Origin of the sequence: Phenylobacterium sp. (assembly GCF_004799515.1) — a bacterium.
Classification (GTDB): domain Bacteria; phylum Pseudomonadota; class Alphaproteobacteria; order Caulobacterales; family Caulobacteraceae; genus Phenylobacterium.
The window spans coordinates 116,897-143,540 of sequence record NZ_SSMX01000004.1 but is presented as its reverse complement, the minus strand read 5'-3'; the positions used below and the strand labels follow the sequence as shown (position 1 = coordinate 143,540).

Annotated in this window: 23 protein-coding genes and 1 pseudogene; 13 read left to right on the top strand and 11 right to left on the bottom strand. The window is 68.5% G+C overall.

The window, feature by feature from the left end; all coding sequences use genetic code 11:
- Window positions 1–111 precede the first annotated feature (111 nt).
- The 3 genes from E8A49_RS02680 (at window position 112) to E8A49_RS02670 (ending at window position 5,528) form a co-directional block, all read left to right on the top strand.
- Window positions 112–2,805: a TonB-dependent receptor gene (locus E8A49_RS02680; protein ID WP_293376073.1), complete on the top strand. Its 2,694-nt coding sequence runs from the start codon at window positions 112–114 to the stop codon at window positions 2,803–2,805.
- A 41-nt stretch (window positions 2,806–2,846) separates the two neighbouring features.
- Entirely contained in the window at window positions 2,847–4,886 is a 2,040-nt protein-coding gene (locus E8A49_RS02675; RefSeq protein ID WP_293376071.1) for a sulfotransferase, read from the top strand.
- Window positions 4,887–5,129: 243 nt separating this feature from the next.
- Window positions 5,130–5,528 carry a DUF6632 domain-containing protein gene (locus E8A49_RS02670; protein ID WP_293376069.1) on the top strand — a complete coding sequence of 133 codons (399 nt, stop codon included), beginning with the start codon at window positions 5,130–5,132 and terminating at the stop codon, window positions 5,526–5,528.
- Between the two features lie 120 nt (window positions 5,529–5,648).
- Here the strand turns inward: E8A49_RS02670 and E8A49_RS02665 are convergent, their stop codons facing one another.
- Complete coding sequence (locus E8A49_RS02665; protein WP_293376067.1) at window positions 5,649–7,064, bottom strand: aldehyde dehydrogenase family protein; 1,416 nt, start codon at window positions 7,062–7,064, stop codon at window positions 5,649–5,651.
- Between the two features lie 99 nt (window positions 7,065–7,163).
- On the opposite strand from E8A49_RS02665, the pseudogene E8A49_RS02660 reads away from it, so the two are divergent.
- Window positions 7,164–7,295 (top strand): annotated as a pseudogene (locus E8A49_RS02660) (LysR family transcriptional regulator); the annotation flags it as partial.
- Between the two features lie 127 nt (window positions 7,296–7,422).
- Entirely contained in the window at window positions 7,423–8,016 is a 594-nt protein-coding gene (locus E8A49_RS02655; protein ID WP_293376065.1) for a LysR substrate-binding domain-containing protein, read from the top strand.
- A gap of 102 nt (window positions 8,017–8,118) precedes the next feature.
- On the opposite strand, the gene E8A49_RS23110 is transcribed toward E8A49_RS02655, so the two are convergent.
- Window positions 8,119–8,211 (bottom strand): PEPxxWA-CTERM sorting domain-containing protein, encoded by a 93-nt coding sequence (locus E8A49_RS23110; RefSeq protein WP_366928777.1) that lies wholly within the window; start codon window positions 8,209–8,211, stop codon window positions 8,119–8,121.
- Between the two features lie 182 nt (window positions 8,212–8,393).
- On the bottom strand, window positions 8,394–9,284 hold the full coding sequence (locus tag E8A49_RS02650; protein WP_293376063.1) for a LysR family transcriptional regulator: 891 nt from the start codon (window positions 9,282–9,284) through the stop codon (window positions 8,394–8,396).
- A 104-nt stretch (window positions 9,285–9,388) separates the two neighbouring features.
- Between E8A49_RS02650 and E8A49_RS02645 the strand changes: the two genes are divergently transcribed.
- Window positions 9,389–10,156 (top strand): SDR family oxidoreductase, encoded by a 768-nt coding sequence (locus E8A49_RS02645; protein WP_293376061.1) that lies wholly within the window; start codon window positions 9,389–9,391, stop codon window positions 10,154–10,156.
- 7 nt (window positions 10,157–10,163) lie between these two features.
- On the opposite strand, the gene E8A49_RS02640 is transcribed toward E8A49_RS02645, so the two are convergent.
- Window positions 10,164–10,526 carry a hypothetical protein gene (locus E8A49_RS02640; RefSeq protein WP_293376059.1) on the bottom strand — a complete coding sequence of 121 codons (363 nt, stop codon included), beginning with the start codon at window positions 10,524–10,526 and terminating at the stop codon, window positions 10,164–10,166.
- Between the two features lie 377 nt (window positions 10,527–10,903).
- Between E8A49_RS02640 and E8A49_RS02635 the strand changes: the two genes are divergently transcribed.
- Window positions 10,904–13,237 (top strand): PAS domain-containing sensor histidine kinase, encoded by a 2,334-nt coding sequence (locus tag E8A49_RS02635; RefSeq protein ID WP_293376057.1) that lies wholly within the window; start codon window positions 10,904–10,906, stop codon window positions 13,235–13,237.
- Window positions 13,230–13,862 (top strand): response regulator, encoded by a 633-nt coding sequence (locus E8A49_RS02630; protein WP_293376055.1) that lies wholly within the window; start codon window positions 13,230–13,232, stop codon window positions 13,860–13,862. The genes E8A49_RS02635 and E8A49_RS02630 overlap by 8 nt, the downstream gene beginning before the upstream one ends.
- Here the strand turns inward: E8A49_RS02630 and E8A49_RS02625 are convergent.
- From E8A49_RS02625 to E8A49_RS02615, 3 genes are all read right to left on the bottom strand, one after another.
- Window positions 13,859–16,105, bottom strand: coding sequence for an ATP-binding protein (locus E8A49_RS02625; protein WP_293376053.1), 2,247 nt, complete (start codon window positions 16,103–16,105; stop codon window positions 13,859–13,861). The two genes, E8A49_RS02630 and E8A49_RS02625, sit on opposite strands and share 4 nt — an antisense overlap.
- A 139-nt stretch (window positions 16,106–16,244) precedes the next feature.
- Window positions 16,245–16,727, bottom strand: coding sequence for a GNAT family N-acetyltransferase (locus E8A49_RS02620; protein WP_293376051.1), 483 nt, complete (start codon window positions 16,725–16,727; stop codon window positions 16,245–16,247).
- A gap of 17 nt (window positions 16,728–16,744) precedes the next feature.
- A complete protein-coding gene (locus E8A49_RS02615; RefSeq protein WP_293376049.1) occupies window positions 16,745–17,797 on the bottom strand; it encodes a PLP-dependent cysteine synthase family protein in 1,053 nt (350 codons plus the stop codon).
- Window positions 17,798–17,949: 152 nt separating this feature from the next.
- Between E8A49_RS02615 and E8A49_RS02610 the strand changes: the two genes are divergently transcribed.
- Window positions 17,950–18,594, top strand: coding sequence for a sulfotransferase family protein (locus E8A49_RS02610; protein ID WP_293376047.1), 645 nt, complete (start codon window positions 17,950–17,952; stop codon window positions 18,592–18,594).
- A 159-nt stretch (window positions 18,595–18,753) separates the two neighbouring features.
- Here E8A49_RS02610 and E8A49_RS02605 read toward each other — a convergent pair whose 3' ends face one another.
- Window positions 18,754–18,945 (bottom strand): hypothetical protein, encoded by a 192-nt coding sequence (locus E8A49_RS02605; protein ID WP_293376045.1) that lies wholly within the window; start codon window positions 18,943–18,945, stop codon window positions 18,754–18,756.
- A gap of 365 nt (window positions 18,946–19,310) precedes the next feature.
- Between E8A49_RS02605 and E8A49_RS02600 the strand changes: the two genes are divergently transcribed.
- The 3 genes from E8A49_RS02600 (at window position 19,311) to E8A49_RS02590 (ending at window position 21,838) form a co-directional block, all read left to right on the top strand.
- A complete protein-coding gene (locus tag E8A49_RS02600) occupies window positions 19,311–19,724 on the top strand; it encodes an OsmC family protein (protein ID WP_293376043.1) in 414 nt (137 codons plus the stop codon).
- 98 nt (window positions 19,725–19,822) lie between these two features.
- Window positions 19,823–21,625, top strand: a complete 1,803-nt coding sequence (locus E8A49_RS02595; RefSeq protein WP_293376041.1) for a sodium:solute symporter family protein — start codon at window positions 19,823–19,825, stop codon at window positions 21,623–21,625.
- 12 nt (window positions 21,626–21,637) lie between these two features.
- Window positions 21,638–21,838 (top strand): hypothetical protein, encoded by a 201-nt coding sequence (locus E8A49_RS02590; protein WP_293376039.1) that lies wholly within the window; start codon window positions 21,638–21,640, stop codon window positions 21,836–21,838.
- 3 nt (window positions 21,839–21,841) lie between these two features.
- Here E8A49_RS02590 and E8A49_RS02585 read toward each other — a convergent pair whose 3' ends face one another.
- The 3 genes from E8A49_RS02585 to E8A49_RS02575 form a co-directional block, all read right to left on the bottom strand.
- The gene (locus tag E8A49_RS02585; RefSeq protein WP_293376037.1) at window positions 21,842–23,017 is read right to left on the bottom strand and encodes a glycoside hydrolase family 27 protein; all 1,176 of its coding nucleotides are present in this window, start codon (window positions 23,015–23,017) and stop codon (window positions 21,842–21,844) included.
- Between the two features lie 147 nt (window positions 23,018–23,164).
- Entirely contained in the window at window positions 23,165–24,229 is a 1,065-nt protein-coding gene (locus E8A49_RS02580; protein WP_293376035.1) for an alkene reductase, read from the bottom strand.
- Between the two features lie 395 nt (window positions 24,230–24,624).
- A complete protein-coding gene (locus E8A49_RS02575) occupies window positions 24,625–25,185 on the bottom strand; it encodes an HNH endonuclease (RefSeq protein WP_293376033.1) in 561 nt (186 codons plus the stop codon).
- Between the two features lie 822 nt (window positions 25,186–26,007).
- On the opposite strand from E8A49_RS02575, the gene E8A49_RS02570 reads away from it, so the two are divergent.
- A complete protein-coding gene (locus E8A49_RS02570; protein ID WP_293376031.1) occupies window positions 26,008–26,637 on the top strand; it encodes a TetR/AcrR family transcriptional regulator in 630 nt (209 codons plus the stop codon).
- The last annotated feature ends 7 nt before the right edge of the window (window positions 26,638–26,644 follow it).

Sequence of the window (26,644 nt, the reverse complement as noted above, 5' to 3'; positions counted from 1 at the left end):
ATCCCTGACGCGTCGGCATCACCGAGCCGTCACGCCGGTCGCCCATAGCCCAGCTCCATCATAGGCCGCGCATACGGACGGTTCTGCGCGGCGATGTCTCGGGGGCTCAACATGAAGACCAGGTACCTAGTTTCCTGCGCCGTGGCCGCGATCCTGGCTGGCGCGGCTGGATCGGCCGCGGCGGCGGACGCCGCTGCTGCTGCGGCGGCTGCGGCGTCGTCGGACAACAACGCCACCATCGAAGAGCTGGTCGTCACCGCGCAGCACCGCGAGGAGACCATCCAGACCGTCCCGATGACCATCCAGGCCTTCTCGACGAAGACCCTGCAGAACAACAACATCGACACGGTCGAGGACCTGTTCCGCTTCACGCCCAACGTCGAGTTCGCCAAGAACGGCCCCGGCCAGGGCAACATCTTCATGCGCGGCCTCTCGGCCGGTTTCGCCGGCGGCCAGTCCAGCGCCACGGTCGGCAACTTCCCGAACGTCGGCCTCTACCTGGACGAACAGTCCATGCAGTTCCCGTCGCGCAACCTGGACCTGTTCCTGGCCGACATGGAGCGGGTGGAGATCCTGGAGGGTCCGCAAGGCACCCTGTTCGGCGGCGGCGCCCAGGCCGGCGTGGTGCGCTACATCACCAACAAGCCCAAGCTCGACGACTTCGCGGGCAGCGTGGACGCCAGCTACGGCGTCATGGCCCACAGCGGCGATCCGAACACCAGCCTGACCGCGGTCCTGAACATCCCGATCATCAAGGACGTGCTCGGCGTCCGCGCGGTGATCTACAACGACCGGCAGGGCGGCTACATCGACAACGTGCCCTCGACCTTCACCCGGTCGAACCAGGACAACAACTCCTACTTCGGCATCAAGCCGACCAACGGCATCTGCCCCAACGGCCTGCCGGCCGGGACCCAGCACGGCGGGTGCACGATCCCGAACGCGTCCCAGGAGCAGGTCAACAACAACGCCGTGGCGAAGAAGGACTGGAACCCGGTCACGCACGTGGGCGGCCGGGTCGAGGTGCTTTACGACTTCAACAACGACTGGAACGCCCTCATCACCGAGAGCCTGCAGACCATGGACGCGGAAGGGCTTTCGAGCACCTACCCCGTCGGGTCCGATTTCCAGCCCCTGAAGCCGCTGGAGATCACCGCCTTCACGCCGACCTACGACAAGGACAGCTTCAACAACACGGCCTGGACCGTGAACGGCAAGCTGGGCGACTTCAAGCTGGTCTACACCGGGGGCTATATGTCCCGGCACATTAACCAGCAGATGGACTACACCAACTATTCACGGACGCTCTACGGCCAGTACTACGAGTGCACCGGCGGCACCTCGGGCCTGCTGGGCAAGGGCACCCCGCTGACCTGCTACTCGCCGATCACCAGCTGGCACGACCAGGTTCAAAACACCCACTTCAGCGAGGAAGTCCGGGCCAGCACGCCGGACACCTGGCGCCTTCGCGGCCTGGTCGGGGCCTACTACGAGAACTTCCGCATCGAAGACACGATGGACTTCAACTACAAGACCGTGCCGGCCTGCGGCGAGGGCAACAACCTGGCCAACGCGCTCGGCGGCGGCCTGCCCTGCCTCGGCAACGATGCGCCCTTCCCGGGCTCGACAACGAACGCCCCGGGCGTCCGCCCCGACAACACCGGCTTCGGTGAAGAGGTGCAGCGCGGCTACTCCCAGTACGCCTTCTTCGCTTCGCTCGACTTCGACATCATCCCGAACGTCCTGACCGTCACGGCGGGGACCCGCTACTTCAACTACGACGAGGACGAGACCGGTTCGGTCTACCACACCAACAGCGGCTGCCTCGACGTCCTGGTCTGCGCGCCGGACGTCAACATCAACGCCGAGCATCTGAAATCCAGGTTCAGCGGCTTCAAGAGCCGGGGCAACGTCACCTGGAAGCCGATGACCGACACCCTGGTCTACTTCACCTATTCGGAGGGCTTCCGTCCGGGCGGCTTCAGCCGCTTCGGCCGCAACACCGCCGACGACGAGAACGGCGTCCCGCAGTTCGCCTCGCCGGTGTCCTACGCCCCCGACACCCTGACCAACTACGAAGTCGGCCTCAAGAAGGAGCTCCTCGACCACCGCCTGCAGGTGAACCTGTCCGCCTACTACATGGAATGGGACAACGTTCAGATCGCGCTCTACCAGCCGTGCTGCCTGGGCAACACGACCTTCCTGGTCAACGGCCCCAGCTACACGATCAAGGGCGCAGAGCTGCAGTTCGTGGCGCGCCCGGTCGAGGAACTCACCCTACAAGGCTCGGCGACCTACAACGACAACACCCAGTCGAACTCGCCCTGCCTCACCGACAACGAACCGGCCTCGCCCACCTTCGGCCAGTGCATCACCGAGGTGAAGGGCCAGCCGTTCGTGAACCCGTACGGCGTCAAGGGCGGCGTGTCCGCCTACGCGCCGAAGTTCCAGGGCAACTTCGTCGCCCGCTACGAGTGGGCGCCGGTCGACGAGTACAAGGTCTTCGCGCAGGCCGACGTGAACTATGTGGGCAAGATGTTCACCCAGCCGGCCAACTACACGCCCACCACCGCGCCGAACGAGAACCCGATCCCGGACACCACCTACCTGCGCTTCGTGCTGCCGGCCTACGCCGAATTTGGGGCCTCGGTCGGCGTCAGCCACGACAAGTGGTCGGTGCGCCTGATCGGCGAGAACCTCGGCGACAGCCACGCCTCAACCTTCTCGAGCACCGCGCAGTTCATCCGTTCCGACGTGCCGCTGCGGCCGCGGACGGTGACGGTGCGGTTCACCGAGGCCTTCTAAAGGCTGACTGTCACAGAACTGTTGGAGAGGGGTGGCAGGCAATGCCACCCCTTTTCATCTGGCCGTCCATGTCCGTCACCGTCGACCCCGCGCCCGAGATGTCCGTCGAGGACGAGGTCGCGCACCTGCGGCGGCTGCAGGCCGATGGCCGCCACGAGGAGGCCCTGGCGCGCGCCGAGGCCCGCGTGGCCGACCGGCCGGAAAACCGCGACCTCCTGCTGATCTCGGCGGTCAGCCTGCGCCACCTGCGCCGGGTGGAGGACGCGCTGGCGGTGCTGGCGCGCCTGGAGCGGCTGCAGCCCGCCTTCAGCCGCCTGCACCAGGAACGCGGCCTCTGCCGGGTGCAGCTGAAGGACGCGCCCGGGGCGATCGAGGCCCTCTTGATCGCGGTGAACATCAACCCCGCCCTGCCGGCGAGCTGGAAGATGCTGCAGGGTCTCTACGGCATGGTGGGGGAGCCGGCCAACGCCGCCACCGCCGCCCAGCATGTGGCGACCCTGGCCGCCCTGCCGCCCGAGATCGTGACCGCCACCAGCCTGTTCTCCGACGGCGACCTGGCGCCGGCCGAGCAGATCGTCCGCGCCTTCCTGCTGCGCCACGGCGACCACCCGGAGGCCATGCGCCTACTCGCCCGCATCGCCCTGGCGCACGATGTGCTGGACGAGGCGGACTTGCTGCTGGCGGCGGTGCTGACGCTGGCCCCCGACTACCAGGCCGCCCGCTACGACTACGCCCAGACCCTGATCAAACGGCAGAGGTACGCCGCCGCGGTCATCGAGATCGACCGGTTGCTGGCGCAGGCGCCGGAGAACCTCGACTACCGGACGCTGTCGGCCACCGCCGCCATCGGCCTGGGACGCCACGAGGACGCCATCGAGATCTACCGCGGCATGCTGGCCGACGCGCCGGGGTCGTGGGACGTGCCCCTGTGGGCCGGCCATGCGCTGAAGACCATCGGCCGCCTGCCCGAGGCGATCGCCTCCTACCGCGCCGCAGCGGCCGCGCGGCCAAACTTCGGCGACGCCTACTGGAGCCTGGCGAACCTCAAGACCTATCGGTTTACGGACGAAGAGATCGCCCGGATGCGCGGAGAGGAGGCGGTGGAGACCACCGGGCTTATCGACCGCTACCACCTCTGTTTCGCGTTGGGGAAGGCGCTGGAGGACCGCGGGGAGTTCGCCGAATCCTGGCTCTACTACGAGCGCGGCAATGCGCTCCGGCGCTCCGAAAGCCGCTACGCGCCGGAGGTCATTGAAGCCAACACGCGGATGCAGATCCAGACCTGCGCGAGCGAGTTCTTCCGTATACGGAGTGGATGGGGCGATCCGCGGCCCGACCCGATCTTTGTCCTGGGGCTGCCCCGCGCGGGCTCGACCCTGATCGAACAGATCCTGGCCTCGCACTCTCAGGTGGAGGGCACCCAGGAGCTGTCGGACATCCAGCGCCTGGTGCTGGAGGTGCAGGGGCTCAATCCGGACCCCGACCAGCCGCGCTATCCGGCGGCGCTCGCCGACCTCAGCGCCGAACAGGTGCGCGAGATGGGCGCGCGCTACCTGGCCGATACGGCCGTCTACCGCACCGGACGGGCCTTCTTCATCGACAAGATGCCGAACAATTTCCGGCACATCGGCCTGATCGCGCTGATCCTGCCGAACGCCAGGATCATCGACGCCCGGCGCGACCCGATGAGCTGCTGCTTCTCCAACCTCAAGCAGCTGTTCGCCAACGGCCAGGAGTTCACCTACGGCGCGGACGACATCGCCCGCTACTACCGCACCTATCTGGAGCTGATGGCCCACTGGGACGCGGTGCTGCCGGGCCGGGTGCTGCGCGTGCAGCACGAGGACGTCATCGACGACCTGGAGGGCAGCGTGCGCCGCCTTCTCGACCACTGCGGCCTGCCGTTCGAGCAGGCCTGCGTCGACTTCCACAAGACCCGGCGCAGCGTGCGCACCCCCAGCTCCGAACAGGTCCGCCAGCCGATCTTCCGCGACGGCCTCGACCAGTGGACCCACTACGAGCCTTGGCTGGCCCCCCTGAAGGCGGCGCTGGGCGATGCCGTCACGCGGTATCGGGACTGAGGGCTGTTCACAGGGACGCCCACGAGCTTCGGCGAGTGGCTCTTTGTGGACGTTCAAGCGGTCTGCTTGGCGGTCGGGCGCCAGTGACTGGGTTCCAGTCTGCGTGAACGTTCGGGTGAAAGAGAAGGCGGCCGATCGAAATTTGCGGGATCGGGTGCGTTTGCAATGTTCGGTTATGGTATGGGAGTCGTCACCGTAGCATCCACGCGGGCATGTTATTTCCACAGATTGGGAGGTTGCGCCATGAACACATTGTCACTTCTCAGGATTATGCTTGTCGTTTTTGGTGTTGCCTTCCTTTTGATCTATCCGCTCTCGATCGTCTGGCCATCGGGCTGGGCCTGGCATCAAGGCGCCCCCTTCTCGAACGACTACTACATGATGATCGTCGGCGTTTACGCCGTGCTGGGGATCTTCCTCATCCTCGCCGCCCGCGATCCACTCAGCAATCGCAGCCTGATCTGGTTCACGGCTGCGTCCAGTCTCGTGCATGGCGCAATCATGGCGCAGCAGTCCTTCGGCATGACGGACGGCATGAATCACATGGGGCATCTGATGGGCGACGTTCCGGCGCTCTTCGCCATCGCCGTGATCCTCGGCGGCCTACTCTGGAACGCCGGCAGGTCCGTTGGTGCTCATTGACCGCTTGATGGCCCACGCTTGGCGGGCCTTTCGGCGCCCGGCCGACGTTCGCTCGAGGCTGTCCCGAACCTCCAAGCCGGTCCGGGCCCGAGGATCCCCCTCGGGCCCGCCGCTTCGGGGTCACGCAAGAACTGCGCGGGGTTCCAGGTGGGCCTCCAGCCCGAACCGGCCGTACTCGCGGCCGATGCCGGACTGCTTGAAGCCGCCGAAGGGCGCGAGCGGCTCGTGCGGCGCGCCGTTGATCACCACCCGGCCGCTTTCCAGCCGATCGGCCACGGCGCGGGCGTGGTCCAGGTCGGAGCTCGCCACATAGGCCTGCAGGCCGTAGGTGGTGTCGTTGGCGATGGCGATCGCCTCGTCCTCGTCCTCGTAGGGGATGACGCTGAGCACCGGGCCGAAGATCTCCTCGCGGGCGATGCGCATGTCGTTGTTGACGCCGACGAAGACCGTCGGCCGCACGAACCAGCCGCGATCCAACCCGTCCGGCCGACCCTCGCCGCCGACCAGCAGTTGGGCGCCTTCCTCCTGGCCCAGGCGGATATAGCTCTGCACGCGGTCCCACTGCTTTTGGCTGACCATCGGGCCGATCATCACCGACGGATCGGTGGCCTCGCCGACCTTCAGGGCCGCGACCGCGGTCTTCAGCCGTTCCAGGATCTCCGGCAGGCGCGATCTCGGCGCCAGGATCCGCGTGCCCGCCACGCAGGCCTGTCCGCTGTTGCCGAAGCCCATCATCGCCACGGTCGGGATCGCGGTCTCCAGGTCGGCGTCCTCCAGGATGATGTTCGGGCCCTTGCCGCCCAGCTCCAGGGTCACCCGCTTCATGGTCTCCGAGGCGGCGCGCAGGATGGCGCGGCCCACCGGGGTCGAGCCGGTGAAGGTGACCTTGGCGACGTTGGGGTGCGAGGTGAGTTCGGCGCCGACCACCTCACCGCGGCCGTTGACGATGTTGAAGACCCCCGGCGGCAGGCCGGCCTCGTGCAGGGCCCGCATCAGGACGTCGGTCTGGGTGGCGCTCATCTCGCTGGGTTTGACGACGATGGTGCAGCCGGCGGCGATCGCGCCGGCGAGCTTGCCGCAGATGAAGCCGTAGTTGCTGTTCCAGGGGGTGATCGCGGCCACCACGCCCAGCGGCTGCAGGGTGACCTCGGCCCGGCCGATGGTCTGGCTGAAGTCGAAGTCCTCCAGCGTCTTGGCCATGTCGAGGAAGACGCTGGCCGAACGCCGCGCGGAGAAGTCCACGAAATAGGCCGGCGCGCCATATTCCGCGACCATGGCCGCGGCCAAGGCCTCGGCGTGCGGAGCGACCGCGTCGTGCAGGCGATGCAGCATCGCGATCCGCTCCGCCTTGGTCGTGCGCGAGAAGGCGGGGAAAGCCCGCTTGGCCGCGGCGACCGCCGCCCGGGCGTCCTGCGCATCGCCCAGGCGGACCTGGCCGATCAGCGCCTCGGTGGCGGGGTTGAAGAGGTCGAACAGCTCCTCGCCGTGCGGCGTGACGAACTGGCCGTCGATGTAGATCCTGTCGAGGGTGTGCATAGGGGGCTCCTTCCTTGTCCGATGCCCAGGAAGGTGACCCCGCGCGGATGATCTGATAAGCCGATCAAGTCGGCACAGACTGATACAGAAAATCGCGCAATGAGAGCCAGCCAGATCGAGCTCGAAGCGGTGGTGACGGTGGCGCGCAGCGGCGGCTTCCGAGCGGCGGCGCGCGAACTGGGGATGGCGTCTTCGGCGCTCAGCCACGCGGTGGCGGCGCTTGAGACGCGGTTGGGCGTGCGCCTGTTCAACCGCACGACCCGCAGCGTCGCCCTGTCGGCGGAAGGCGAGCAGTTCGTCGCTGACGTCGCGCCGGCGTTGGCGGCGATCGGCGCGGCCATCGCGCGGATCGAGGAACATGGCGCCGGGCGCCGCGCGCATGATCCTGGCGCCTTTGATCTTCGAGTACATGCGGCTCTACCCGCAGGTGAGCGTCGAGGTCGTCACCGAAGGCGCCCTGGTCGACGTCGTGGGCCAGGGCTTCGACGCCGGCGTGCGGCTCGCGGAATTCGTGCCGCCGGACATGATCGCCGTGCCCATCACGCGGACGATGCGCTCGATCGTCGTCGGCTCCCCGGCCTATTTCGAAGGCCGCGCGCGGCCGAAGGCGCCGCAGGACCTGATGACACACCGCTGCATCCGTGCGCGCATGGCAAGCGGGGCGATCTACCGCTGGGAGTTCGAGAAGCGCGGGCAGAGCCTGGAGCTCGACGTGCCCGGCGACCTCACCCTGGATGAGAGCGACCTCATGCTGCAAGCCGCCCTGGCCGGCCAGGGGCTGGCCTACCTTTCTGATTCCGCCACCGCCGAGCACATCGCCGCCGGGCGGCTGGCCGCGGTGCTGGAGGACTGGTCGCCGGCCTATCCGGGCCTTTGTCTCTACTATCCCAGCCGCCGCAACATGCCGGCGCGGTTGCGGGCGTTCATCGATCTGGTTCGGGAAGCGAAATGACCTCCAAGGCCGCGCGCGCCTTCGGCGGCCATGCCCGCTCCCCGTGACGAAGCGCCGGCAGGCACGAATAGGCCCCTGCGGAGAGCGCCCCCAGGACCGCGCTCAGGCCGCGGCGAGCGTCCGGCGGCGGCGAAGGGCGCTGCCGGCGAAGCCGAAACCCAGGAGCATTATCGCCCAGGCCGCGGGTTCCGGCACGGAGGCCAGCGTCACCGAAACATTGTCCAGGCTCCAGTAGCCGAAGAGATCCTCGTCCGAAAAGGTGATGGTGTCGGACCCCGACCCGGTGAAGACGCCGGTGTAATGAACGTAGTTGGTGTCAGTCGGATCGACCAGCGTCGGAAGGGAATAGGTCCCGGGGCCGGTGCGTGGCGTGGGCGCTATGGGGCATCTCGCAGCGCCATGGCGAGGTAGTCGGTCAGAACCCTCACCTTGCGCGACGGCTGGCGTCCCGCCGGGAAGACGGCGTGCGCCTCGGCGGGACTCAAGGGGAGGTCCGGGAGGATCGGGATCAGGTCGCCGGCGTCGAGTTCGGCGCGGCACATCCACAGCGACGCGATCGCGATGCCAAGGCCGGCCTTGGCCAGCGCGACGACGCCTTCCGCCGAGGTGACGTTGAATCGTTCCGTCACGGGGGCGGCCTGTCCGCGCCAATCTTCAAGGGCCGCCCAGCCTCTGCGTCCGGACCCCCCGGGGCCGAAGATACCGTCGTGCCCGGCGAGGTCGGCCAGCGCGGCCGGCGCGCCGCGTCTTTCGAGATAGGCGGGCGACGCGACCAGGCGCCGGGGCGCTGAGGCGAGCTTGCGGGTTCCGAACCCGGAATCCGCGAGCGGCCCCAGCCTCAGCGCCAGGTCGACGCCCTCGGCGACAAGGTCGTCCGCGCCATCCGCCATGGCGAAATCGATCCTCAGCTGGGGATGGCTGGAGAGGAAGGCCGGCAGGCGCGGGATCACCTCCCGGATCCCGAACGCCACGGGCATCGCCAGTCGGACCAGGCCCCGGAGGCTGTCGGTCCCCCGCGCGGCGTCCTCGGCGTCCTCGAGTTCCGGCAGGATGTGCCGTGCGCGCTCCAGAAGGACCGATCCCGCGTCGGTCGGGGTGATGCGCCGCGTGGTCCGCAGGAACAGCTTCACGCCGAGCCGGGCCTCCAGGGCCGCGATCGTCCGGGAGATCGAGGGCTGGGTGGCGCCGAGCTCCCGGGCCGTGCGGGAGAAGCTCCCGGTCTCCGCGGCGCGGACGAAGATTGCGAGCTCCTGGAATCGGTCACTCATACCCAGAACGTATATATCTTGTTCCGTTCGTACGGATACCGTCCCCTTTCGGCATGATCCACCTTCTCCCCAGCGACACGGCGTCGCCAGCAAGGATCACCGACATGTCCAGACCTCTGGAAAACAAGCTCGCCCTCGTCACCGGCTCCTCGCGCGGCATCGGCGCCGCCGTCGCGGCCCGCCTCGCGCGGGAAGGCGCCGCCGTCATCGTGACCTATGCGTCGAGCGCCGAGCGCGCCGAGGCGGTCGTCGTGGACATCCGGCGCGAAGGCGGTGAGGCCGAAGCCGTCGGCGCCGATCTCGGCAGCCCGGACGGCGTGAAGACCCTGATCGCCTCGATCGACGGCGCCTTCGGCGGCCGGTTCGGCGGGCGGCTCGACATCCTGGTCAACAACGCCGGCACGGTGGGCTACGGCCCGTTCCTGGACCAGCCGGACGACGCCTACGACAAGCATTTCAACGTCAACGTCCGCGCCCCCATCGCGCTCGCGAAGGAAACCGGCCGGCGCATGGCGAAGGCGGGTTGGGGCCGCATCGTCAATATCGGCTCGGCCTTCGGGGAAGCTGCGCCGATGGGTGGGGTGACGCTCTATGTCGCGACCAAGTTCGCCCTGCATGGCTTCACCCGCGGCCTTTCCCGGGAGCTCGGCCCGTTCGGCGTGACGGTGAACGGCGTGCAGCCCGGCCCCATCGACACCGATCTCAGCCCGAACGAAGGGACGGACGAGCATGCCGCCATGGTCAAGCTCACCAGCGTGGGGCGGTTCGGCAAGGTGGAGGAGATCGCCGCCGCCGTGGCCTACCTGGCCAGCCCCGAGGCCTCGTTCACGAACGGCGAAAACCTCACCGTCGACGGAGGTTGGAACGCCTGATCGCCGCCTATGGCGGCGCGCGGGGCGGGATCTCGGGTGGCCAGACCGCCCGGATGGCGCCGATGAGGTCGGCGCCCACGAAGGGCATTTCCAGGATGGCCACCCGCTGCGAGCGTTCGAAGGCCGTCCGCAAGGTCTCGGCGTCGCCGGTGACCAGGACGACCAGGCCGTCCCAGGGCCGCGCCCGCAGGCCGGCGACGAAGGCGGCCGGGTCCGGCGTCAGCACCTGGTGGTCGACGATCAGAGTCATGGCGATGTTGAGCGGCAAGCCGGCCAGGCCTTGCGCCGGGTCGAAGAGGACCGCGTTCAGGCCGCCGGCCAGCAGGGCGAGTTCCAGCGAGGCCGCCAAGACCTGGTCGCGGACAACCACGATCGCGCTCGCCTGTGGCTTCGACGCTGCCGGCACGCTGCTGGGTCCCACCGCCCGGCCGCGGAATGCGGAAAACCAGGCGACGCCGGGAGTCTAGAAGGCGCTCGGAAACGCCCCAACCCAGGGAAACTACAGAGGCCGGAGTTCGCAAAACGCGTTATCCTCGGCCCAGTGCTTGGTAAGATTTCAGATTGAAACAGTCTAAACCTTGGAGTCACTGACAGAATTCGTTCTGCTCTCCGGCACAAGAAGGCGCTGCGACAAGAAAGCGACTGGCATAGATCGTCGGCCTATGTCCTTCTGATCGAAATATAACGTCGTTCGGGGTATTTATGGACCTAAGAGTCGCGCAGCGGTTGCGGCGGCCGGAGCGATTCGTGGTCTTCATCGCGATCGGTGTCGTGACCATCGCGCTCGCCGCTCTCCTCGGCTGGCAGACTGGCAATGTTGTGCTGACCTCGGTGGTGGTGGGCGCTATCGCGCTGCAGCCGACCACCGCCGTCGCCTTGATCATCGGTGCGACGGGCCTCGTTGGCGCAGCGGTCGGCCGGCGCTGGCTCGCCCGCATCGCCGGCGTGGTGCTTCTGGCGGCCTGCGCCATCTGGCTCGCGGCCTACGCTTCGCCCCACGCGGTCCCGATCGACCTGATGCTCTACCGCCGCGCGGTGCTCGCCCAGCGGCCGTCGCCGTTGTGGCCGGGGCGGCCCAGCCTCATCACCTGCGCGGTGATCGCGCTCTACGCCGCCTCGCTGCTGGGCGTGGGAGTGCGCCAGCGGTGGCTGAAGCTCCTGGCCCTTAGCGCCGCCAGCCTCGGCGCCCTGCTCGCCAGCCTGTCGATCCTGCCATTCCTGCTACAGGATCCCTCGCAGCTGACGATCCTGCACCAGAGCCTGCGCATCGCGCTCAACACCTCCGTCGGGGTCGGCGCGCTTTGCGCCGGCGCCCTGATCCTGAAGCGCGACGCCGGCTGGGTGCGGCTGGTCGCCAGCGGTGGCGAGCAGGGCCGCATGGCGCGCCTGCTGACGCCGGTGGCTCTCATCCCGATCGCCTTCGGGACGCTCGCCAATATCGGCGTGCGCACCGATCTCTACGGGCCGGATGTGCGGATGCTGCTGATCATCGTGCTAAGCGCGGTGGCCCTGCTGTTCCTGGCCTTCTGGGCGGCGCAGATGCTGGGCCGGGAGCGGACCCAGCGGGACAGCCTCGCCAAGGCGCTGGAACGGTCGACCGTGATGATCGTCGATGGCCACGGAAAGCTCCGGCACTGGCCGGCCGCGTGCGAGGCGCTTTACGGCTGGACCGCCGCCGAGGTGCTGGGCCGCCGGCCCGGCGAATTCCTCAATGTCGAAGGCGCGTCTGTCCGCGAGGCGACCCGCGCCGCCATCCGGGACCATGGCGAATGGCGTGGCGAGATTCAGCATTGGACCAAGACCGGAGCCGTTCGCTGGGTGGCCCTGCAATGGGTGCTCCAGAAAGGCGCCTCGGATGAAGAGGATCGCGTCGTCGGCACCATCAGCGACATCACCGATCTGAAGCTCGCCGAGGCCTCGCTGCGCGAGAGCCAGGAGCGCCTGACCCTCGCCATCAGCGGGTACGACCTCGGCATCGGCGACAGCGATGTCCTGGCCGACCGGCTCATCGCCGATGAAGGACTGGAGCGCATCTTCGGCGTCGGCCCAGGGGAGATGAACGGGTCCTTGTCCGGCATCCGTGGCCGGATGGTCGTTGAGAACCTCGATGAGGTCCTTCGCCTGGCCGACGCCGCGGTCGCGGAACGACGCCCCTACGTCGTCGACGACGTGACCATCCGGCGCCCAGACGGCGAGGTCCGACGCCTGCACGGCGTGCGGCGGTTTTTCTACTCGGCGGCGGGGGTTCACGAGCGCACGATCACCGTTTACCGCGACGTAACCGAGGAATGGCAGGCCCAAGCCGAGCTGGCGCTGCGCGGCGATCACCTGGCGCAATTGCGCTCCGAACTGGCCCATGTGTCCCGGCTCAGCGCCATGGGCGAGATGGCCGCGGCCCTGGCGCACGAGCTCAACCAGCCCCTGACCGCGATCGGTAACTCGGTGGGCGCTTTGAAGATCATGCTGAGCGATGGCGGCCGCGAACTCGACGAGACCGCGCGCGGGCGTATCGTCCGCGCCGCCAACCAAGCCGAGGGCCAGGCGGTGCGGGCCGGTGAGATCGTCCGGCGGCTGCGAGACTTCATCGCCCGTGGCGAGGCCGACGCCCGCATCGAACAGCTCGACCGGCTGATCGAGGACGCCGTGGCCCTGGGCGCGCCCAACGCCAAGGCCGACGGGATCGAGGTGTGCTTCGACTTCTCGCCCAAGGCCGCCCGCATCCTGGCCGACCGCATCCAGATCCAGCAGATCCTGGTCAACCTGGTGCGCAACGCCAATGAGGCCATGCGCGACCAGCCCAAGCCCCACATCCTGACCATCAGCACTGCGGCCAAGCGCGGCATGGTCGAGGTCTCGGTCCGTGACAGCGGTCCAGGCGTCGCGCCCGACCTTTCCACGCGGCTCTTCTCGCCCTTCGTCTCGACCAAGAACGACGGCATGGGCGTCGGCCTGTCGATCTGCCGGCGCATCGTCGAGGCCCATGGCGGACGGATGTGGCTGGAGGAGCCCTGCCCAAGGGGCGGCGGCGCCGATTTCCGTTTTACGATCCCCTTGGCGACAAAGGAGCTGCAGCATGCCTAGCCGGCGGACGCTTCACATCGTGGACGATGACGACGACGTCCGGGAATCGGCCGATCTGCTGCTCGGGGCCTCCGGCTACAACGTCACCGCCTATGCGTCCGGCGTCGAATTCCTGGCCAAGGTCGACCCCGCCATTCCCGCCTGCGTCCTGCTCGACATCCACATGCCGCAGATGGACGGCCTGGAGGTGCAGCGCCGGATGGCCGACCGCGGGATCAATTTCCCGGTCATCGTGCTCACCGGCCAGGGCGACATCTCGATCGCGGTCCGCGCCATGAAGCACGGAGCCTTCGAGTTCCTCGAAAAGCCTTACCTGAACGACCAGCTGCTCGAGGCGGTCCATGACGCCTTCGTCAAGCTGGAGGCGACCACGGAGGACCGGGCGATGACCGCCCAGGCCAAGGCCGGAGTCGCCAAGCTCACCCGCCGCGAGTCTGAGGTCCTCCGGGGTCTCCTGGCGGGCCTGCCCAACAAGCTGATAGCCTATGAGCTCGATATCAGCGTCCGGACCGTCGAAATCTACCGGGCCAATGTGATGGACAAGCTGGACGCCAGGAGCCTCTCGGCGGCGGTGCGGATCGCGCTGTCAGCGGGGGTCGAGCCGTTGGTCGCCGGCGGCCGCTAGGCGGCGCGCGCCAGGGGTGAGATCTCCGCCAGGGCGGCCAGGAGCTTTTTCAGCTCGATCGGTTTGGCGATCACCCCGTCCATGCCCGCGGCCAGATAGCCTGCGACATGGTGGGTCATCATATTGGCGGTGACCGCCAGGATCGGGACTTGCGGCAGGCCGTGCTGAGCTTCCCAGGCGCGGATGGCCCTGGTCGCCTCGATGCCGCTCATCTTCGGCATCCGGATATCCATCAGCACCACGTCGAAGCCGCCCTGGCGATAGGCCGCCACGGCTTCCTCGCCATCGGCGACCATCACAAGATCGGCGTCCACGGATTCCAACAGGCCGGCCAGGACCTTCTGGTTGATGAGATTATCCTCCGCCGCCAGGACGCGCAGCCGTCCGCCGGGCTGTGGCTTGTTCGCGGGCTCAGGCCGCGGGGCGTCGGCCGGCGCCAAGATGACGAGCGGGGCTTCGAAGGTGAAGATCGAGCCTTGGCCCTCAATGCTGTCCGCCGTCAGGGTCCCGCCCATCAGCTCGGTCAATTCACGGCAGATCGCCAGGCCCAGCCCGGTGCCCCCGAACTGCCGGGTGCTGGAGCTGTCCGCCTGGGTGAATTTCTCGAAGAGTTGCGGGATCTGCTCGGGCTTCATGCCGATGCCGGTGTCCCGCACGACGATGCGCAGGCCCGTTTCCGTGGTGTCCACGACGACGCCAACCGCGCCGGTAGCGGTGAATTTCACGGCATTGGCGACCAGATTGGCGACCACCTGGCGCATCCGCTTGGGATCGCCGCGCCATTGTCCGGCGGCGGCCGGGGCGAGGCAGAAGTCGAATGCCACACCCTTCTCCGCAGCCATGGTGGCGAAGCTTTCGCAGGCCTGCCGCAGCGTCGCCTCCAAGTCGAACGCCGAGTCATCCAGCTTCATGTAGCCGGCCTCAATCTTGGCGAGGTCCAGCATGTCGTTGAGCAGGCCGAGCAGGCTTTCCCCTGACGTCTTGATGACCTGCAGCCGCTCGCGTTGCGCGGGTTCGAGGGGACTGGCCTCCATCACATGGGCCATGCCCAGGACCCCGTTCAGCGGGGTGCGGATCTCATGGCCCATGGTGGCCAGGAAGTCGCTCTTCAGCCGGTTGGCCGCCTCGGCGCGTTCGCGCGCCTCATTGGCGAGCCGTTCGGCCTGGCGCGCCTGGGTCACGTCCACCAGCACGGCGACCATGCCCCCATCACGGGTCGGGCCCAGTTTTGCATGGATCGCCCGGCCGTCGGGAAGTTCGAGCTCGTCGGGGGGATTGTCCCAGGAGAAGGCGCCGGCCTGCGCCGCCTCATGGCCGGCCCTGTAGGGCACGCCCGCCGCCATCGCGGCGGCCAGTATGGTGTCGAAACGCAGGCCGACGGCCGGCTCCAGGCCAAAGACCTCGAAGAGCTCCGCATAGGGTTGGTTCCAGAAGGTCAGCCGCTGCTTGCTGTCGAAGAAACCGATGGCGCTTGGCGCTTCGTCCAGGGCCGAGTGGAGGCTGGACAGCGCAGCCAGGGCGCTCAGCCGCGACACGGCCAGCATGGCGATCGCAGTGATCAGGACCAAGCTGGCGACCGCGCCGGCGTCGAAGGCCAGGGACATGCGGGCCGAGGCCGCGTCCGGCCCCGCCAGCACCGCATCCGGCGCGAGCGTAATCGCGGCCGTGGCGGCGAAATGCAGGCTGCAGATCGCCAGGACCAGCAGGCCGGCGCCGGCCCAGATCCGCCGCACCAGCGCGCCTCGCCCGACGACCGCCATGGCGGCGGCGCCCAGGATCGGCCCGATCACCAACGCGGCGGCGAAGAGGCCTCTGTCGAACTGCAGGATGACCGGTCCGCGCGCGGCGGCCTCGCCCACCAGATGCATGGCCACAACGCCGGCGCCGAGGGTGGCGCCGCCCAGCATCCGGCCCGGGGTTTTCCGGCTGCGCGCGGCGATGAAGAAACCGCAGGACAGGATGGCGATCGCCGCGGCGAGGGAGATCGCGGTCAGGTCGAAGTCATAGGCGATCCGCAGGCGGGCCTGGTAGGCCAGCATCGACAGGAAGTGGGTCGCCCACACGCCGCAACCCGTGACGAAGCCGGCGAACGCGCACCAGGCTGTGCGTGCGACCCCGCGGGTCGCCGCGGCCCGGGCGTAGATGGACAGGCCCGTGGCCGCCGACAGGACGCAGATCACCAGGGCGACCAGGAGCAGTCTCGGGTCATGTTGATCTGCGATGCAGGTCAAGACCGTGAACATGGACGGCTCCTACTGGCGGTCGCTGGCAGTGGGGGGCTCTGTGACGCCGACTGGAGCCGCCCTGGTGACTGCTGGGGTCGAACATATCGAAGCCCCCGGCGCCGGGCGATCCGTGGATTCTACCTAGCGGTCGCGCGCCCTAGCGCAGCGCCTTCACCAGCAGGAGGGTGGTGAGGCCGCTGTCCCATTCGGTGTCGGGATAGCGGTCGGCTTCGCGGTAGCCGCGGGCGGCGTAGAAGGCGCGGGCGCGGGTGTTGAAGGTGTCGGTCTCCAGGCGCGCGGCGGCAAAGCCGGCGGCCGCGATCCCGGCCTCGGCCTGGTCCATCAGGCGGCGGCCGGCGCCGGTCCGCGCGGCGGCCGAGCGGACGTGCAGGGCATTCACGAAGTCGGCCTCCCAATCCACGAAGGCGATGACCTCGCCGTCCCGCTCGGCGATCCAGAACTGGCCGCCGCGCGCCGCGACATAGGCTGCCGGCCGGTCCTCGTCGCGGAAGGCCTGCGCCGCGGCGGGGGTCAGCTGCGGCCGCCAGGTGCTCTCATAGGTGTCGTGCAGGATCGCCCGGAGCACCGGATCGTCGTCCGCGCGCGCCCGGCGGACCGCGATGTCGAGGGCGGACGGCATGGGGGCAGGGTCGTCCGCTAGGTCGCCGGCTGGTCGGCGAACATCGGGGTGGAGCGGAAGATGGCGGCTTCCTCCTCGGTCATGTCGACGGGGACGTCGGCGAAGAGCGGGGTGGAGAGATAGCGCTCGCCGGTGTCGGGCAGCATCGCCAGGATGGTCGTTCCCTTGGGCGCCTCGGCGGCGACCTTCAGCGCGCCGGCGAAGGTGGCGCCGGAGGTGATGCCGCAGAAGATGCCTTCCTGCTTGGCGAGCTCCTGGCTGAGGCGCATGGCCTCGGGGCCGGCGATCTGCTCCAGGCGGTCGATCAGGTGGCCGCTCACCGCGTCGCCGGCCAGCTTGGCGATGAAGTCCGGGGTCCAGCCCTGCATGGGGTGCGGCTTCCAGGCCGGATGGCCGGCGGCGGGGGAGCCGTCGGGGTTCTGGGCCTGCGGCTCGCCGCTGGCGATCAGGGCCGCGTCGGCCGGTTCGCAGACCACGATCTTGGTGGCGGGGCTCTTTTCGCGGAGCACGCGGCCGACGCCCTTCAGGGTGCCGCCGGTGCCGTAGCCGGTGACCCAGTAGTCGAGCTGCTCGCCCGCGAAGTCGTCAAGGATCTCCACCGCCGTGGTCTTGGAGTGGAAGTCGGCGTTGGCCTCGTTGGAGAACTGGCGGGTCATGAACCAGCCGTGCGTCTCCGCCAGCTCCTCGGTCTTCAAGAGCATGCCGGTGGCGCGGTGGGCGGCGGGGGTGAGCACCACCTTGGCGCCCAGGAAGCGCATCAGCCGGCGCCGCTCGATGGAGAAGCTCTCGGCCATGGTGACGACGAGGGGATAGCCCTTGGCGGCGCAGACCATGGCGAGGCCGATGCCGGTGTTGCCGCTGGTGGCCTCGATCACCGTCTGGCCGGGCTTCAGCGCGCCGGACTTCTCGGCCGCCTCGATGACGCCCAGGGCCAGGCGGTCCTTGACCGAGCCCAGCGGGTTGAAGGCCTCGAGCTTGACGTAGAGGTTCACGCCCTGCGGCGCGAGGCGGTTGATCCGGACCACAGGGGTGTTTCCAACCGTGCCCAGGATGCTGTCGTGTCTGGCCATCTTCCGCGTCCGTCCGTTGCGCTTCAGGTGGCGGGACTCAAGGCCGCGCCTGTTTCGGAAGTCAATCGAACGCTGTTCTTGTGAGGCGCAGAACTTCAGGCCAAGCTTGCAGCGGGCTTTGGACACGGCAGCCCGTCGGGGGCTTGGGGCGCATGACATTGAAGGTGATCGGGGCCGGTTTCGGCCGCACGGGGACCATGTCCCTGAAGCTGGCGCTCGAGGCGCTGGGTCTCGGGCCCTGCTACCACATGATCGAGGTTTTCAAGAACCCGGCCGCCCCGGACTGGTGGTACGAGGCCGCGCTCGATCCGGCGCGGGCCGACTGGGCGAAGATCTTCGCCGGCTACAGCGCGACCGTCGACTGGCCGAGCGCCACCTTCTACCGGGAGCTGGCGGCGGCCTATCCCGAGGCCAAGGTGATCCTGACCGAACGCGATCCGGACGACTGGTTCGAGTCCACCCAAGCGACGATCTTCAAGAACGACATCCCGGCCGACGTCGAGGCGCCGTTCCTGCGCATGCTGCGCAAGGTGATCTACGAGCTGTTCGACGTTCGCATGCACGACCGCGACCACGTGATCTCGGTCTACCTGGCGCATAACCGCACGGTGCGCGAGACCATCCCGGCCGATCGGTTGCTGGTCTATCGGGTCAGCGACGGCTGGGCGCCGCTCTGCGGCTTCCTGGGCGTGGCGGTCCCGGACACGTCCATGCCCAAGGTCAACTCCCGCGAGGAGTTCGCCGCCATGGTCGCCGCCGGCGGCCCGCCGCATATGCGCGCGGGCGAGCCGGCGTAGGGCGCAAATTTGGCCTCTCCCCGCTCATTCCGCGAAGGCCGGAATCCAGATCTCAAAGCTGAGCAACTGACGGGAATGGGCTCCGAATTCGTAGAGCCCACAACTGCGCCATTCCATCTGGGTCCCGGCCTTCGCCGGGACGAGCGGTATGGGTGTGGCCTAGTCGTCGAGGGCGGCGGAGTCGCCGCTGGCGCCGGGCTGGATGGAACCGATGTCGACACCGGTGTCGAGGCCTCGGCCGGGCTGGTCGCGGCCGAGCTTGGGGCCTATGTCCTTGCCCTGCTGCGGCGGACGCGGCGCCTCCGGGTTCGGCTTGATGGGATCGGATTGAGGATGCGGCTGGCCGGTCATCTCGGGTCCTCCTGGATACGCGACACACGCGAGACAGCGACAACGGGGCGGGCTCACCTCGCGTTCCCTGGGCCGCAAAACGGAAAACGGCCCCCCCGTGGGGACGGAGGGGCCGCTGGTGGCGCCGCAGGACCTTGGGGGTTCTGGCTTGCGGAGCCTTTCCTTGGTGTGCGGCGGGACGGGCTTGGGGGGAGGAAGGACGCCGCGCCGAACAATGCCAAACTCGAGGGCGTCCGGGGCGTGAGTAGGGCCGGTTCGTATCCGGTTCGTCTCCAAACCGCACCGAAGCAGAGGCACGCTGAAACGCCGCGTAACCGCGATTGCGCCGCCGCCACCTTATCCCTGCCGTTTGAGGAGATCGCCACATGACCGAACCCGCCGCGCGCGCCGCCACAGCGTATGATCCGGGCCAGGGCGGAATGCAGATGCTGATCGGCGCCGGGCCGGCGCGGTTCGTCGCCGACCAGCCGCTGGAGAGCGGCGGCCTCGATCTGGGCCCCACGCCGCACGAGCTGGTCTCGGCGGGCCTGGCCGCCTGCGTGGCCCAGACGCTGCGCCTCTATGCGGCGCGCAAGGGCTGGCCGGTGGGCGCCGTGGACGTGGCGGTGACCCACGCGGTCGATCCAGACCTCGCGCCGCACGACACCTTCCAGGTCGCAGTCTCGGTCGCCGGCGAGCTCTCCGCCGAGCAGATCGCGCGCCTGGGCCAGATCGCCGACAACTGCCCGGTGCATCGGATGCTGGTCGCCGGGGCGCGGATCGCCACGACGCTCGCCTAGCGGCGCCGCGCGCAGGCGGCTTGACGGCGAAGCGCGGAAGACCGCCACTGGGCCAAGCCGACTCCCGCTGAACGGGGGCGCTGAGGGGGACGGAACGAATGAAGCTGGGCGGCGTCGACTGGGGGGTGCTCGGCCTCTACCTGGTGTTCGTGCTGGGGATCGGCATCGTCGCCTCGCGGCGCGCCAAGAGCGGGAGCGACTTCTTCCTGGCTGGCCGGTCGATCCCGGCCTGGGTCGCGGGCCTGGCCTTCATCTCGGCGAACCTGGGCGCGCAGGAGGTGATCGGCATGGGCGCCTCGGGCGCCAAGTACGGCATCTCCACGGCGCACTTCTATTGGATCGGCGCCATCCCGGCGATGGTGTTCATCGGCGTCTTCATGATGCCCTTCTACTACGGCTCCAAGGTCCGCTCGGTGCCGGAGTACCTGCGCCGGCGGTTCGACGAGAAGACCCGGGCGCTGAACGCCGTGGCCTTCGCGATCATGACCATCCTGAGCTCCGGCGTGTCGATGTACGCGCTGGCCAAGCTGATCCAGACCCTGCACGTCCTCGACATCCCGTTCGAGCGGCTGGGCCTGCCGCAGGCCTGGATCTTCCACACCGCGATCGGGGTCTCAGCCGTGGTGGTGCTGGTCTACATCTACCTGGGCGGCCTTCGGGGGGCGATCTACAACGAGGTCCTGCAGTTCTTCCTGATCGTGGCCGGCTTCGCGCCATTGGTTTGGCTGGGATTGAAGCAGGTGGGCGGCTGGCCGGGCCTGGAGACCACTCTTGGACCCAGCTACACCCAGGCCTGGCACGGCATGGCGCACGCGGCCACCAACCGGCTGGGGGTCGACTGGTTCGGCCTCAGCATGGGCCTCGGCTTCGTCCTATCCTTTGGGTACTGGTGCACCGACTTCCTGGTGGTGCAGCGGGCGCTGGCGGCGGATTCCATGACGGCGGCCCGGCGCACGCCGCTGATCGCCGCCGGCGTGAAGATGTTCATCCCGTTCATCGTGATCCTGCCCGGGCTGATCGCCATCGCGCTGACCGCCGCGCCCGATAAGGCCGGCGCCACGGCCCACCCGACCGCTGCCGCGGGCCACGTCCAGCAGCACGATCCCGGGGTGATCCCGATCAAGATCGACGCGGCCACCGGCAAGCCCATGCTGGACGCCAAGGGCAATCCGCAGCTCGACTACGACCTGGCCACGCCCAACCTGCTGCTGCGCTATTTCCCGACCGGCATGCTGGGCGTGGGCCTGACCGCGCTGCTCGCCAGCTTCATGTCAGGGATGGCCGGCAACGTCACCGCGTTCAACACGGTCTTCACCTACGACATCTACCAGGCCTACATCCGCAAGGACGCCGACGACGCGCACTATCTGCACGTCGGGCGCCTGGCCACGGCCTTCGGCATCGCGGCCTCCATCGCCGCGGCCTATGTCGTGGGCCAGTTCAACAACATCCAGGACTTCCTGCAGCTCACCATGGCCTTCGTGAACGCCCCGGTGTTCGCGACCTTCCTGCTCGGCATGTTCTGGAAGCGGACGACCGGCCATGGCGCCTTCACAGGGCTCGCGGTCGGCATCCTGACGGCGGCGGTCCACCACGGCCTGACCCTCCCGCTGGACAACATCCCCGGCCTGAAGGGGGGCTGGATCACGGTGGTCCACACCTATCCGAGCGAGATGGCGCAGAACTTCTGGACCGCCATCTGGGCCTGGAGCGCCTGCTTCGTGGTCACCGTCGCCGTCAGCCTGGTGACCAAGCCCTCGCCGGAAGCCCAGCTCGCGGGCCTGACCTACTCGCTCAGCCCGAAGATCAGCGAGGCGCACGGGCCCTGGTATGGCCGGCCGGCGGTGCTGGGGGTGGTGATCCTCGCCGCCGTCGTCGTGCTCAACATCATCTTCCGCTAGGAGGCGGCGACCATGACCTTCGACGTGCGCCTGCCCATCGGCCTGTTGTTCCTGGTGATGGGCCTGCTGGTGGCCGGCGCGGGCCTGACCGGCGGGCCCGCGGTGGACCGGGGCGGCCTCAACATCGACCTCATCTGGGGCGCCGGCATGGCCGTCTTCGGCGCGGCCATGCTGCTTTTGGCGGTGGTGAGCCGCAAGAAGCCGGGGGCGTAGGGCCTACGCCCCCAACCGCAGCAGCACCACCCCGTGGCCGGGGACCAGGGCGCGGTAGGAGGTCTTGGCGCCGAGGTCCTTGGCGGCCCAGACGTCGCGGGTCTTGACCGGCGTCTTGAAGCCCACGGCGGCGTAGCTGACCTCGACGTAGGACGGCTGGTCGGAGAGGTTGAAGAGGCCGACGGCCTTGGCGCCGCCGGAGAGCGGCTTGGCCCAGACCTCCAGCGGCCCCTCGGCGTGGACGCGGTCGCCCTGATGGCCGGCGGGGTCCTGGTCGATGGCGATGACCTCGCGGTTGGTCAGGATCGCCAGGGTGTCGGGCGTCATCTTTGAAAGGTCGTTGCCGGCCAGCAGCGGGGCGGCCAGCAGGGCCCACAGGCTCATGTGGGTGCGGTACTCGATAGGCGTCATGCCGCCGTTGCCGACCTCGAGCATGTCGGGGTCGTTCCAGTTCCCGGGCTTGGCGTACTTCGACAGACCTGCCTGGCCGAAGCCGATCTGGGTCATGCGCGAGAAGCGGTCGGTGATGTCGCCGGTGGTGCGCCAGAGGTTGCCGCCCACCGAGCCGCCCCAGCGCCAGACCTGGGCCACGCCGTACTGGCAGAGGCTGTAGACGATCGGCCGGCCGGTGGCCTTGAGCGCGGCGTCCATCTTGCGGTAGGCCGTGAGCTCGATCTCCTGGGCCTTGTCCAGCGAGCCGGTGGCCTTCATCTGGTCGCCCAGGCTGCAGAGGTCGTACTTCAGGTAGTCGATGCCCCAGGCGGCGTAGGTCTTGGCGTCCTGCGCCTCATGGCCATAGCTGCCCTCATAACCGGCGCAGGTCTTGGGGCCGGGTGAGGAATAGATGCCGAGCTTCAGCCCCTTGGCGTGGACGTAGTCGGCCAGCGCCTTCATGTCCGGGAACTTGGAATTGGCGTGGATCACGCCCTGGGCGTCGCGCTCGCCTTCCCAGGTGTCGTCGATGTTGATGTAGCGGTAGCCGGCGTCGCGCATGCCGTTGGCCGCCATGGCGTCGGCCTGGGCGCGCACGGTGGCGTCGTCGACCTTGGCCGCGAAGTGGTTCCAGCTGTTCCAGCCCATGGGCGGCGTCGGCGCGGCCGACGGCGGCGAGGCCGCCGCGGGCAGGGCGATCAGGGCGGCTGTGGCGGCCATGGCCAAGCGGCTTTGGATCCTGGGCATCGTGCGTTCGTCTCCCCCCGGTTTTTCCGCAGCATAGCCATGTTAGGGGGAAGCGGCGCCAGGGGATTTCGCATTGGCCGATAGACGCGCATGAGGCTGCGCCATCTCGATCCTCCTCCCACAAGGAGAGGAGGACGCTGCCGCCGGTCAGGCCTCGACGGCTTCCAGGGCCGGGTAGTCGACGTAGCCTTCCGCACCGCCGGCGTAGAAGGTCTCCATCCGCCAGGGATTGAGCGGCGCGCCGGACTTGAAGCGGGCGGGCAGGTCGGGGTTGGCGATGAACAGTTTGCCGAAGCCCACGGCGTCGGCCTCGCCGGCGTCGAGGACGGCCTGGGCGCTCGCCCGGTCGAAGCCCTCGTTGGCGACGAAGACGCCGCCGAACGCCGCCTTCAACGCCGGGCCGATGCGGTCGTCGCCCAGCCGCTCGCGGGCCATCAGGAAGGCCAGGCCCCGCTTGCGCATCGCATGGGCCACGTAGCCGAAGGTGGCGGGCAGATCGCTGTCGCCCATGTCGTGGGCGTCGCCGCGCGGGGCGAGGTGCAGACCAACGCGGTCGGGACCCCACACCGAGATCGCCGCGTCCACCGCCTCCAGCATCAGCCGGGCGCGGTTCTCGAGCGGGCCGCCGTAGGCGTCGGTGCGCTGGTTCGAGCCGTCCTGCAGGAACTGGTCGAGCAGGTAGCCATTGGCGCCGTGCAGCTCGACCCCGTCGAAGCCGGCGCGCTTGGCGTTCTCCGCGCCCAGGCGGTAGGCCTCGACGACGCCGGCGATCTCGTCCAGCGGCAGCGGGCGCGGCGTCGGATAGGGGCGCTTGGGACGCAGGAGGCTGACGTCACCCTTGGCGGCGAGTGGGCTGGCGGAGACCGGCGGCTGGCCGTCCAGGAAGATCGGGTCGGAGATGCGGCCCACGTGCCAGAGCTGCAGGAAGATCAGGCCGCCGGCGTCGTGCACGGCCTTGGTGGTCAGCTTCCAGCCCTCGACCTGCTCGTCGGACCAGATGCCAGGCGTGTCGGCGTAGCCCACGCCCAGCGGCGTCACCGAGGTCGCCTCGCTGAGGATCAGGCCGGCCGAGGCGCGCTGGGCGTAATATTCCGCCACCAGCGGGCCGGGGATCCGTTCCTCGCCGGAGCGAGAGCGGGTGAGCGGCGCCATGAGGATGCGGTTCGGGAGCGTGAGGTCGCCGAGCTTCAGCGGGTCGAAAAGCGAAGGCATACGGAATCCTGGATGGCGGGACAGCGCCTCAAATAGGCGCGCGGCGCGATTTCGCGAGCCGAGAATAACTGCAGCCGTTTTGAGAATCCGCCAAGCGCCCGGGCCGGGACCTCGCCCGCAAAGCGAACCTCAGCCTTTGGACCTAGGCCTTAGGGCCGATACCGCGGCCCGTTCCCGGGTGATAAATGAATGCGGGCGCCATGCTGCGGCAGCGGCGACTGATCTTGGCGCAGGCCTAGCCCGTCAACGGAATCGTCATGGCCGGGCCAGCCTCGGTCACCCACCGACCCGCATCCCCATTTCGCGGCGGCTTCCCCGAACTCGCTTCGAAAGCCGGCTGGATGGGTCCCCGGCGCCGGGCCGGGGATGACGAGCTTCGGGGGCGAGGCCGCGCCCTACGCCTCCAGCTCGATGTCCCAGTAGAGGTAGTCGAGCCAGCTTTCGTGCAGGTGGTGCGGCGGGAACCGGCGGCCGTGTTCCTGCAGCTCGAAGGCGGTGGGCCGGTGCGGGGCGTGCAGGGGGTGCATGTGCGCCTCGCGGGGGGTGCGCCCGCCCTTGGTCAGGTTGCAGCGGGCGCAGGCGGTGACGATGTTCTCCCAGGTGGTGCGCCCGCCGCGCGAACGGGGGATCACATGGTCGAAGGTCAGCTCTTCGCCGGCCGTGCAGTACTGGCAGGTGAAGGCGTCGCGCAGGAACAGGTTGAACCGGGTGAAGGCCGGCGGCCGGTCCTGGGTCACGTACTGCTTCAGCGAGACCACGCTGGGCAGCTTCATCTCGAAGGAGGGCGAGTGGACCACCTGGTCGTAGGTGGAGACCACGTCGACGCGGTCGAGGAACACCGCCTTGATGACGTCCTGCCAGGGCCACAGCGACAGGGGATAATAGCTCAAGGGGCGGAAGTCAGCGTTCAGCACCAGGGCGGGCCAACCGGAGGGCGGGCGGCTAAGCACCTGCATGGCGGACCTCCACGCTGGGAGCCGCCGGGTGGCGCCGGGCGCCGGTGTGGTACGCGGATGAACTGAAGACGAAGACCCCTGTTCGCGCGGCTTGAAGCGGCGACGGGCCGGGTCAGGAAGCCCAGGCTGTCCCGCTCTTGGGACCCTTATATGGAAGATTCGGAGACATCTCCATGACGGAGACGGAGACGCAGATTGGGGGCTCCGGAAGCCGGAGCCTCGCCGCGTCTTTCGGAAACGGCGAGGCCTAACGGCGTCCCATCGGACTTAGATCGAGACGATGGCGGTGGCGCCGGCGATCGTCAGGCCCAGGGCCACGATCGCGAAGGACACGAGGACGTCCAGGGCGCGGTTCAGTTGGATCGACATGAGAGAGTTCCTTTTGGTTGCGCCGGACCGAAGAGGCTCTTCGATCCGAACGATGCTTAGATAGCACTTATCTGAGCGGTGTATAGATAGATATTTGTGCAGTGCAGCTATGCAAATTTGCATGCATCCGACGGCCGGGCCCGCGGCGACGAGAAAGGGGCCCCTGTCGCCAGGGGCCCCTTCGGATCGCTCAACCTTCGGGGAGTAGGGAGCGATCAGCCGCCGACAACGGCGAACGCGGCGGCGACCGGCGCGCCGAGCGCCAGGATCAGGGCGGGCGCGATGCGGTCGAAGAACCGCGGCAGGCGAGAGAACGACATGACACACAACCTTTGAGTTGGAACCGCGAGACCCCGCGGCCATTTGTTATCTGAACGACGCTAAGATAGCTCATATCTAAGCGCTGTCAAGATATCTTTACGGCGCCCAGATTGACCTCTAAGGTAGGAGGCGATGAGAGACTCTCAAGCTGCCGAAGCCCGGCCCTATCACCACGGCGATCTGCGCCGCGCCCTGATCGACGCCGCCAGCCGATTGCTGGAGGCCGAGGGTCCGAGCGCGCTCAGCTTGCGCGCCGTGGCGCGGGAGGCGGGCGTCAGCCCGGCGGCGCCCTATCACCACTTCAAGGACAAGGGCGAACTGCTGGAAGCGGTGGCCGGCGAGGGCTGGACCCTGCTGGACGGCGCGATCGCCAAGGCCCGCGCCGAGGCCGCCACCCCCGCCGACGCCCTGGACGAGATCGGCGTGGCCTACGTCTGCTTCGCCCGCGAGAACCCGGCGATCTACCGGGTGATGTACGACACCGCCCGCGACAAGGAAGCCTTCCCGGACGGCATGGAAGGCAATGAGGACAGCGCCTATTGCAAGGTGCGCGACACCTTCATCGACGCCGGCGCCAATCCCAACGAGGTGCAGGAGCTGGAGCTGTCCACCACTGCGGCCTGGTGCTCGGCGCACGGCCTGGCGGAGATGGCCAACTTCAAGCAGTTCCAGCACCTGAAGGACGCCCTGGGCGGCGAGACCGCCTTCTTCCGCGCGGTCTTCAAGCGCCTGGGACTGGCCGCGATCCGCGCCCAGGACTAGGACCGGC